Origin of the sequence: Microbacterium sp. H6, assembly GCF_003314775.1 — a bacterium.
Taxonomy (GTDB): Bacteria; Actinomycetota; Actinomycetes; order Actinomycetales; family Microbacteriaceae; genus Microbacterium; species Microbacterium oxydans.
The window spans coordinates 1-9,189 of the sequence record NZ_QOAY01000183.1 but is presented as its reverse complement, the minus strand read 5'-3'; the positions used below and the strand labels follow the sequence as shown (position 1 = coordinate 9,189).

The window sequence follows — 9,189 nt, the reverse complement described above, 5'->3', positions numbered from 1 at the left end:
CCGAACGCGAAGCAGCCCAAGTTCCGGTGGATCAGCATCGGCGCCCTCCTCGCGATCATCGTCCTCGCTCTGGCCACGCTCGCATTCGGATTCTACGTCGGGAACTTTTCCAACTACGACCGCACCTACGGCTCTCTCGCCGGCATCATCATCTTCCTGCTCTGGCTGTGGATCGCGAATCTTGCGCTGCTCTTTGGTGCGGAATTCGACGCCGAGCTCGAGCGCGGACGCCAGCTGCAGGCCGGAATCGCTGCGGAGGAGGACATCCAGCTCCCTCCCCGCGACACCCGCAAGAGCGATAAGGCCGCCGAGAAGGAACAGAAGGACATTGAGCAGGGCCGCCAGCTCCGCGAACAAGCGGACTCGAACGACGCGGACGCCCCACGACACGGATCAGGGTGAGCCCGGAAAACAGTAACCCATCACCGGACCCGCGGCGCGGAGGCGGAAGATGCGACCGCACTCGTGGAGCCGCAGGGCTATTGGGTCATGTCTCGGTTGAGGCGGTCGAGAAGAACCTCGAGCGACACCTCGAATTCCTCATCGGAGCGGTCCTCGCTGAGCAAGGACCGCAACCTCCGCACCTCCGGTGCATCGTGCAAACCGACCTGGCCGTCGCGCTCGGGGATGTCCGCGTCCCCTTCATCCAGGGGCTCTTCCACAGGACCGGTTTCGGCCCCGCGCACCGCGGACTCCAGGAGGAGCTGGCCGAGCAGAAAGCTGCTGAACGCGCGGTACGCGTCGACCGCTTGAGCGTCGGTGAAGCCATGACCCAGAAGGGTGCGGAGGAACATGTCCACGACCTCGACACTGCGCAACGGAGGACGCAGCCACGGAGCGGCAGGATGCCGTGTAGCGACCAGAGGGAACGCGTGAGGATGATCGATCGCGATCTGCCGCACCTTGTGGGCAACATCCTGCAGGAACCCTTGCCAATGCTCGGCTAGCTCGTCATCCAGGTTTGAGGTCAGCCTGCCGAGGAGCAGAGCGATCACACCCTCCAGGAGATCCTCTCGCCCATGCACGTATCGGTATAGGGACATTGCCTCGACACCCAACTCTTGGGCGAGGGAGCGCATCGACAACCCCTGGGCGCCCGAACGGTCAATCTGTTCCAACGCCGTCTCGACGATGAGTTCACGGCTCAGGCGGCCAGCTGCTGACCGTGAGCGTTTCTTGCTCAGTTCCTTCGACATAACGCATCTCTTCCCGTCGGCTCAAGTGACCCGCTGCGTGTGACTGCGGATGAGACCGGCATACGCCCACGTTAACCCCGCTTCACGGCAGGAGGGCGATATCTGCCCGGACTTGTGAGCGGGTTGCTGACCTCACTCGTCACCCCAGATATGTAGGGGATTCCCTACGTCGAGCTGACTTCGGTGCACGGATCTTGGGGTCGGCGCGGTCGCTACAGCAGCAGAAGCCAGAGAAGAGCTGCAAGGTTCGCGAGGGCAGTCGCTGCCGGGCCAATCGTCTTGATTCGATCGCGAATGATCGCGCCAATTCCTGCATCCGCTGCTTGGACAGCGGTCCTTGTGTTCGTCGATGAAGTCGACTATCGCTTGTGTGGCCGGTCGAGTTCGGCCGCGAAGAAAGCCGAAGCCGCCTTCAAGATCTCGTTCGCCCGCCGCAACTCGGCGTTCTCCCGCTTGAGGCGCTTGATCTCCACTGTCGCGTCAGTCGTCACACCGGGCCGGTCGCCCGCGTCGACCTGCTCCCGGCGGATCCAGGTGCGGATCGTTTCCGGCGACCCGATCCCGAGCATCTGCGCGACCGCAGTCATCGCGGCATACTCGCTCGGATAATCGGATCGCACCTCGGCGACCATACGGACAGCGCGCTCACGAAGCTCGCGCGGATACTTACTGGGACGTCCCATAAGACAGATCCTTCCAAGGAATCCTGTCTCCGGACACACCGGGGCGAGTCACTGCGGTAAGTTGCCTGTAGCAAACGCCGCGCCGCTGCAGTTAAGCCACCATGCCCACCTTTTGGGGGACATGGATGGTAACGTTTGGTTAGTAGCTGGGGCTACTTGCGGAGCGTCTGGGGCGCTACGCCACACGCAACGAGGCGATGTCACGTTTCTGTGACGAGCCCTCTCGGAGCCTCGGTTTTGGGGAACTCATCGTTTCGAGAGGGCTGCTCCCTCGGCTCGAGAGTTTTCGACTCGCAATACTCAAGGCTGGACCACGTAGTATCGTTCCCACTCGAGTGAGGGTCATCCTGTGGGTGCTTCCAGGACTTCCTCGAGGAACGTGATGCCTCCGGAGCTGTTGGCTGACTCCATCAGCGCGTGGAGCCATTGCAGGTTGAGTTGCGGGGGTTCGAGCTCATCGAAGGTGAATTGCAGTGGGATCGACGGGTGTAACCAGACGGTGCTACGCCCTTCAGGGTCCCCTTCCGGATGACGCCAGGACAGGATGAAGGACTCGTTGCGGCGGAGCTTGGTGGCGACGATCACTTTGAGGTGTGCGAGGGCACGCTCCTCGATGTGGATCGGCGCTTCCGACCCGCCGTAGTGCAGTGTGCCCATGGTGGACGACATCCATTCTCGGAATGACAACTCGGTCACATCGGCGAGAGGCTCGCTATGCCTACGGTTGCCCTTCCAGGTGAGTGGGCGGGTACCAGACCCGCTGCCCGTCCACCGACGCGAACGACGTGAGTGTGTGAGGTTTGGTGGAGGTGGCGCTCATGATGTCCTCCACAGAAATGTGGCGAACGAGCAGCGCATCCGCGATGAGAGACCGGTGGCAGCGCCACGGGACCGCTTCCGCGCACATGATCGCCACAGTCTTCTCTTTTGCTCGATCGATCAGACGGTCTATTCCACGCGCGAAGGGCTCGGTTTGCATGTAGTCGGCGTAGCTTCGGAAGCTTTTGTTGCGCCAGGCGCCGTTGATGCTCTCCACATTCACTGGGGTGTGGCGGAGACCGCCGAGTTCTTCCATCCGCGCATAGTGCAGGCCTGCGTCCGTCAGGCTTTCCTCAAGCGCCTGCGCGCCGAATTGCGGGTTATGTCGGGAGCCGGGAACCGTCCGCACATCGATGAGTTGTTGCACGCCGTTGTTTTCGAGCAGCGCTATGAACTCCTCGATCGGGTGTGTGGAGTGACCGATGGTGAACACTGTCGAGGGTTGCATCCTGCTCCTGAACGGTTGCGAGCGGTCGGTTGCGACCGGGGAACTCCTCGCACCCAAGGGGTCCCCCGGTCAGCCGATCAGCGGCTCGCTCCCTTGCGCGGCTTGAGGAAGACGTCGGGTTCGCGCTTTTCGCGCTTGGCCGCTCGCTTTTCCTTGATCGACAGCTGCGACCTCCCCGACGAGGATCCCGAACCTGCTCGTGCTGGTGCCGGAAGCGGCGTACCTGGTGTTCCCGCTGTTCTTTCTCTACCTGCACGTCCTACCCCGAATCGTCGGGCCTGCCGCCGTGATCATCGCGACGCTGATCGCGGTTCTCGCCCTCGGGCTGCATGGCGGCTTCACCGTCGGCGGTGTGATCGGTCCCCTCGTTGGCGCCGGCGTGGCGCTCCTCATCGGTCTCGGCTACCGTGCACTCGCCCGTGATGCCGTCGAGCGGGAAGCACTTGTTGCCGAACTGCTCGCCACCCGTGACCGGCTTGCCGCGACCGAACGCCAGCAAGGCGTCCTCACCGAGCGTGCACGTCTCGCGCGTGAAATCCACGACACCGTCGCGCAAGGACTCTCCAGCATCCAAATGCTGCTTCACGCCGCTGAAGCCGCGGACGGACCTTGGCCCTTGATCGTGGACACGGTGTCGGTTCGATTATGCCGCTTCCGCGAGCGTAGCGGAGCGCGCGGCTTCGTAGGCGTTCGGGCTGATGTTGCCGATCGCGGAGTGGCGCCGGCGAGTGTTGTAGCGGTTCGCCCACCGGAACACGGCCCGGTAGGCGGTGGCCTGGTCCGGGAGTTCGCGCTTGAGCGTGGCGTTGAAGCTTTCCGCGAGTGAGTTGTCGGCACTCGTGCCGACCGCGCCCGTGGACTGGGTCACGCCCAGCTGCTCGCAGAGCGCGGCGTAGGCCTTCGAGGTGTAGACGCTGCCGTGGTCGGAGTGGAAGATCGCGCCGACCAGCGACCCGCGGTCGCGGTGCGCGGCACGGAGGGCGTCCTCGATGAGTTCGGTGCGCATGTGGTCGGCGACTTGCCAGCCCGCGAGCTTCCGGGAGCCGAGATCGATGCAGGACGCGAGGTAGAGGTTCGTGCCGTCAGCGATAGGCAGGTAGGTGATGTCGCCCACGTAGCGGCGGCCGGGGTCGCCGACGGAGAAGTCCCGTCCGATCAGGTCGGGGAAGCGCCTGGCGGACTGGTCCGCGATCGTGGTCTTCACCCGTCGTCGCAACCGGATCCCCGCGAGACGGTGCTCACGCATTACCCGCGCGACGCGCTTGTGATTCACCCGCTCCGCCACGGGCACACCGTCGTTGAGGTCGGCGGTGATCCTGGGTGCCCCGTAGGCGCGGTCGCCGCCCTGAGCGGGGTCTTGCAGCACCCGGATCCGCGCCGCCAACACCGCGTCGTCTGTCGCCTTCGCGGCTCGCCGCCCGGCGGAGTCCAGCCAGGCGTAGAACGACGAGCGGGCGACCTCGACGACCTCACACAACCGCTTCACGCCGTAGGCGTCCTTGTGATCCTCAACAAACTGGAAGCGGTTCACCAGTTCGTCTCCCCGGCGAAATACTTCGCCGCCTGACGGAGGATGTCCCGCTCCGTCTCGAGCTTGCGGGCCTCGGCCTGCGAGGCCGCGAGCTCGGCCTCCAACCGGAGGACCTTCGCCGCCTGCGACTCCGGTCGCCCCGTCGCCCCCGGCGGCGACGCAGCGGCAACCGTGACCCCGGAGCCGAACTTGTCGACCCACTCTTTCAGCGCACCCCGAGAGATCCCGAGATCCCCGGCGATGCCCTTGAGCGTCGCACCCGGCGTGAACTCATACAAGTCCACCGCCCGCTGCCGGAACTCGTCCGTGTAGTTCTTCCTAGCCATCCCTTGGATTCTCGCTTCCCCAGCATCGTGCTGGAATCAGCGAGTCCAAGATCAGGGGTCAAGCGCCAAAGATCACGCGGTGACCGTCGCCATCCCAGGCGACACGCTCACCGAGCTACCGATACACCACTCTGCCGGACACAACCCATGCCGCGAAGTCCTCGAATGGCCGCATCGCCCAATGAACGTCGGTGTTCGGCGTCGAAAAGTGCGGAGGCTGTCTGCGTCGGGTGAATTGAATGCCCGTGACACCCACACCCTGGCGATTGAACCCGGTGACCAGGTTCCCGCCGTCAGCGACGCACAGCTCTGCTGTGATCAGTTGAGGGCAGAGGGATGCTTGGCTAGGGCCGTGACGTTCATGTCCATGTAGGGGAAGAGCGGGAATCCGGCGAGGATGGTGTGCAGTTCGTCATTAGATTCGACGTCGAAAATGCTGACGTTGGCGAATTCGCCCACAATCCGCCAGATGTGCTGGAACTTACCGTTCTTCATGAACTCCTGGCCGTACTCCTTCTCACGGCGCAGGATTTCCTGCCACTCCTGCGGATCCATGTCTTTGGGCGGGGTAACAGTCATCTGGACCATGTACTTCATGTGATTCTCCTTGGGTGTTGGCGCGTCAGATATCGGCGGCCGGGACGGTGCACGTAGTGGTTGGTTGAAGCGTGGCGGCCACAGCGTCGGATCCGCCAGCAAGAACTATTAACAGCAGTAAGAGGGGCCCAATCCGGGCCCCTCCTACTGCTGTTCTCCACAGAATCGCTCCTGCACCACCCGCGACGCAGGCGACCTGCCTCCTGGGAATCAGTAGCTGACACCTTCTCCCGACGCGCGGCTTCCGCGATCGAGATCTCACCCTGAAGCACTCTCAACACAATGCGGATCTTCTTCTCCGCCGGGATCACCGGGGGACGACTCATAGTTCTTAGACCTTCCAGTAGGGGCATTGCCTCAGCAACTAACAACCCCTGCCACTAAGTCTGACGCGCGACACCGACTACAAGGGCCGTAACGTCATCGAGCGCCGCTACTGCCACCTCCAGCAATGGCGTGGACTCGCCACCCGCTACGACAAGCATGCGATCGTCTATCGCGCCGCAGTGATCCTCAACGCCGTCACCGCCTGGACCCGGCAATTGTCAGACACGCCCCAGGGTCGTCAGACAATGGCTGCACGGAGTCCCGCGGCGGCAGCACCGACATCGGGAGCGCCGTAGATCGCGCCTCCCGCCACAGCCACCTGCGCACCAGATTCCTGCACCGAAGCGATCGTCGAGCTATTGATGCCGCCTGCGACTGAGAACGGCACGCCCGAAGCTTTGCCGTCCTCGAGCAGGGTGGCAAAGGTGAAACCCTCTTCGGCCTGCTCGTCGAGGCCCGCGTGCATTTCGACGAACTCTGCTCCAAGTGCAACGACCTCTTTCGCACGCTTCGCCTTGTCGCTCACGCCGATGAGATCGACCACAACGCCCTTACCGTGCTTCTTCGCCGCCTTCACAGCACCGGCAATCGTGCTGTCACCGGCGCTACCGAGGACCGTCACGAGATCGGCACCCGCAGTGAAGGCAATATCAGCCTCGAGCTCGCCGGCATCCATCGTCTTGAGGTCGGCGAAGACGACCTTGTCGGGGTGGGCCTTCTTGATCGCGGTGATCGCCGAAAGGCCAGCACTCTTGATAAGCGGGGTACCGAGCTCGAGGATGTCAACGTGCGGCGCGGCGGCAGCAGCGAGTTCGAGGGCGGCCTCGGTGGAGAGGGTGTCCATGGCAAACTGCAGTTTCATTTGGATTCCTTTCGTGCAGTGGTTTGAATCATTCGAGATTTGCGTGGCGAGGCCAGAGCTCATCAGCGGTCAAGCCGGAGCGGCGCCAGAGTGTGTGGAAAAGCGCGTCGCCGAGGACAACGACCAATTGCTCGAAGAGACTGCCGGCATACTGCTCAGATGCCGCTTCAGAGCGATCAAGCTTGCCGGCAGCCGGCACGACTACCGTGACGGCTGCCAGCGTTGCGAGCGGAGAGTCTGGGACTGTTGTAACAGCCGCCACCCGGGCGCCAGCATCGACGGCAGTCTGTGCCGCGCGCACGATGCCGCCCGTCGTTCCGGAACCGCTGGCAGCGAGGAGCAAGTCACCTGGTTCGATCGCAGGAGCGGTGACCTCCCCGACGACGTGGACGGCCAGGCCAAGATGCATGAGTCGCATCGCGGTCATTCGCAGCGCGAGCCCCGATCGGCCTGCACCCAGCACGAAGACTCGCGGAGCAGCGTCGACGATGTCCGCGAGCTCCGCCAATCCCGCCCGGTCGCGAGCGATCAGTCTGTCGGTGGTGAGTTCGAGTTCGCGGGCGATGCGGCTGAGCGAGTTACCCACACCGATTTCGAGGACATCCATCGCCCTATCATCACAGCCGACGGTCGCGTTGGCTCCCCCGCAAAGGAGCAGGCCCACCTACCCGTAAGAATGGGCCTACCTGAGTGGGTAGGTTGTCACCATGGACCTCACCGAACTGGCGTCGCCCGCGTCACGTCAGCATGTCGCCGACCACGCCCGAATCGTCGCCGAACATGCTGACCGGCACGCAATCACGCTCGAATCTATGCTCGCGCTTCTGCGATCGCCCCGCCTCGATGACCGCGCAGCACGCAACATGGCGATCGAGGCGGCAACGAGCGCCTTGATCGGGCTGCGCGCTGTTACCGATCAGGAACGCAGCAGCATCCTCGAACCCGTCGTCGGTGCGTTCGCCCGACTGCAGAGCGACCTGCTCCCCCTCGTCCGGTTCGGCGATCTCGACGTGCAGTTCGTTGAGCCGCCCGCGACCGGTCGTGCACTCCCAGGAGAGGTCGCGCACGCGGCGCGCGCCATCGTCCGCAGCTCGGTGCTCGCATTCGCGGATCGCAGCGAGGCTCGGCGGGTGCGCATCCAGTGGGACTGCGACGGCCTAAATCTCCTGATCGGCATCCGAGATGACGGGGCCGGCGAACTTTCCGCACACGACGACTCGATCCGCCCAATCGTCGAACGCGTCACAGCCCTCGACGGCGCGATTGCGGTCTCCTCAACACCCGGCTGGGGGTCCTCAGTCGACATCCGGCTCCCCCTCGATCCGCCGGCGGAACCCGAGCCACTTCCGGAATTCTCACAACTCTCCATGCGCGAACGAGATGTGTTACGGCTTCTCGCATCGGGAGCGCGCAATGCCGAAATCGCGGAAGAGCTCCTCATCTCCGTCAACACGGTGAAGTTCCATGTGTCGAACCTTCTCCGGAAGGTCGGCGCGCGCAATCGGGCGCAGCTTGTTGCAACGTCGAGATGATTTTCACCAGCGGTCACCCGTGGTCTAGGGCGTGTCTGACAATTGCCGGGTCCAGGCGATGACGGCGTTGAGGATCACTGCGGCGCGATAGACGATCGCATGCTTGTCGTAGCGGGTGGCGAGTCCACGCCATTGCTGGAGGTGGCAGTAGCGGCGCTCGATGACGCTGCGGCCCTTGTAATCGGCGGCATCACACCCGACGGGTCGTCCGCCGCGTGACCGGCGGCGCTTGCGGTGGCCTTACTGGTCGGACGGTTCGGGGATCACGGCCTTGATGCCGCGGGCGCGCAGGTGCCCGCGGATCGCGCGGGATGAGTACGCCTTGTCGCCGCGGACCGCGTCGGGTCGGGGCGGGGGCGGCCGACGGGACGAGCGACACGCAGGTGCCCCATCAGCGGCAGGAACATCGGCGAGTCGCCGGCCTGCCCCACTGTCAGCAACGCGACCAGCGGGAGGCCGTTGCCATCGACGAGCTGGTGGATCTTCGTCGACAGGCCGCCGCGGGAGCGGCCGACCGCGTGATCACGCGGCTCGACGCCCGGATTCGTGTAATTCGATCCAGCCCCCTGTCAGGCGCTTCGTGTTCGTCGCGTGCTGATCCGCACGAACGATCGTGGAATCCACCGACAGCGACCAATCCACCAGCCCCGCCTCGTCCGCGGCGGCAGTCAGCGCCGCGAGCACCTTGTCCCACGTGCCTTCCGTGGCCATGCGGTGATGCCAGGTCCACACGGTCTGCCACGGCCCCAACACGTCCGGCAGATCCCGCACCGATACCGGTAGACGATGCCCTCGACCATCAGGCTCGTGACTCTGTCACTCTGATTTGGCCCAGGGATGTCGCTTTGGTCTGGCCCATGTTGCGACG

Annotated in this window: 9 protein-coding genes and 4 pseudogenes; 4 read left to right on the top strand and 9 right to left on the bottom strand. The window is 64.1% G+C overall.

The features are described 5' to 3' along the window. Positions 1-402 (top strand): YihY/virulence factor BrkB family protein (locus tag DSP71_RS23665; RefSeq protein WP_258546396.1); only part of this gene is annotated, 402 nt, incomplete at its 5' end. A gap of 77 nt (positions 403-479) precedes the next feature. Here the strand turns inward: DSP71_RS23665 and DSP71_RS11690 are convergent. From DSP71_RS11690 to DSP71_RS11675, 4 genes and pseudogenes are all read right to left on the bottom strand, one after another. Continuing rightward, entirely contained in the window at positions 480-1,196 is a 717-nt protein-coding gene (locus DSP71_RS11690) for a TetR/AcrR family transcriptional regulator C-terminal domain-containing protein (protein ID WP_179516251.1), read from the bottom strand. A 333-nt stretch (positions 1,197-1,529) separates the two neighbouring features. Beyond that, positions 1,530-1,879: pseudogene (locus tag DSP71_RS11685) on the bottom strand (transposase); the annotation flags it as partial. Between the two features lie 342 nt (positions 1,880-2,221). Further along, positions 2,222-2,536 carry a hypothetical protein gene (locus DSP71_RS11680; protein ID WP_113681166.1) on the bottom strand — a complete coding sequence of 105 codons (315 nt, stop codon included), beginning with the start codon at positions 2,534-2,536 and terminating at the stop codon, positions 2,222-2,224. A 61-nt stretch (positions 2,537-2,597) separates the two neighbouring features. Continuing rightward, on the bottom strand, positions 2,598-3,131 hold the full coding sequence (locus DSP71_RS11675) for a DUF488 family protein (RefSeq protein ID WP_258546395.1): 534 nt from the start codon (positions 3,129-3,131) through the stop codon (positions 2,598-2,600). Positions 3,132-3,339: 208 nt separating this feature from the next. Here DSP71_RS11675 and DSP71_RS11670 point away from each other — a divergent pair. Continuing rightward, positions 3,340-3,762 (top strand): annotated as a pseudogene (locus DSP71_RS11670) (histidine kinase); the annotation flags it as partial. Between the two features lie 27 nt (positions 3,763-3,789). Here the strand turns inward: DSP71_RS11670 and DSP71_RS11665 are convergent. Beyond that, positions 3,790-5,003, bottom strand: a protein-coding gene (locus DSP71_RS11665; RefSeq protein ID WP_113681164.1) for an IS3 family transposase whose coding sequence is annotated in 2 segments (ribosomal slippage) — positions 3,790-4,694 and positions 4,694-5,003 — 1,215 coding nt in all. Because the reading frame shifts where the segments join, the coding sequence is not laid out codon by codon here. Positions 5,004-5,321: 318 nt separating this feature from the next. Then, positions 5,322-5,600 (bottom strand): muconolactone Delta-isomerase, encoded by a 279-nt coding sequence (gene catC / locus DSP71_RS11660; protein WP_113681163.1) that lies wholly within the window; start codon positions 5,598-5,600, stop codon positions 5,322-5,324. A gap of 404 nt (positions 5,601-6,004) precedes the next feature. Here catC and DSP71_RS11650 point away from each other — a divergent pair. Next, positions 6,005-6,157 (top strand): annotated as a pseudogene (locus DSP71_RS11650) (IS5/IS1182 family transposase); the annotation flags it as partial. Positions 6,158-6,165: 8 nt separating this feature from the next. On the opposite strand, the gene hxlA reads toward DSP71_RS11650, so the two are convergent. Together hxlA and hxlB are read right to left on the bottom strand one after the other, a co-directional pair. Continuing rightward, the gene (gene hxlA / locus DSP71_RS11645) at positions 6,166-6,789 is read right to left on the bottom strand and encodes a 3-hexulose-6-phosphate synthase (RefSeq protein WP_113681162.1); all 624 of its coding nucleotides are present in this window, start codon (positions 6,787-6,789) and stop codon (positions 6,166-6,168) included. 28 nt (positions 6,790-6,817) lie between these two features. Next, the gene (gene hxlB, locus DSP71_RS11640; protein WP_113681161.1) at positions 6,818-7,396 is read right to left on the bottom strand and encodes a 6-phospho-3-hexuloisomerase; all 579 of its coding nucleotides are present in this window, start codon (positions 7,394-7,396) and stop codon (positions 6,818-6,820) included. 100 nt (positions 7,397-7,496) lie between these two features. Here hxlB and DSP71_RS11635 point away from each other — a divergent pair, with 100 nt between their 5' ends. Continuing rightward, positions 7,497-8,321, top strand: a complete 825-nt coding sequence (locus DSP71_RS11635) for a LuxR C-terminal-related transcriptional regulator (protein ID WP_257022182.1) — start codon at positions 7,497-7,499, stop codon at positions 8,319-8,321. Positions 8,322-8,345: 24 nt separating this feature from the next. Here the strand turns inward: DSP71_RS11635 and DSP71_RS11630 are convergent. After that, positions 8,346-9,121 (bottom strand): annotated as a pseudogene (locus DSP71_RS11630) (IS5 family transposase); the annotation flags it as partial. Positions 9,122-9,189: the final 68 nt, after the last annotated feature.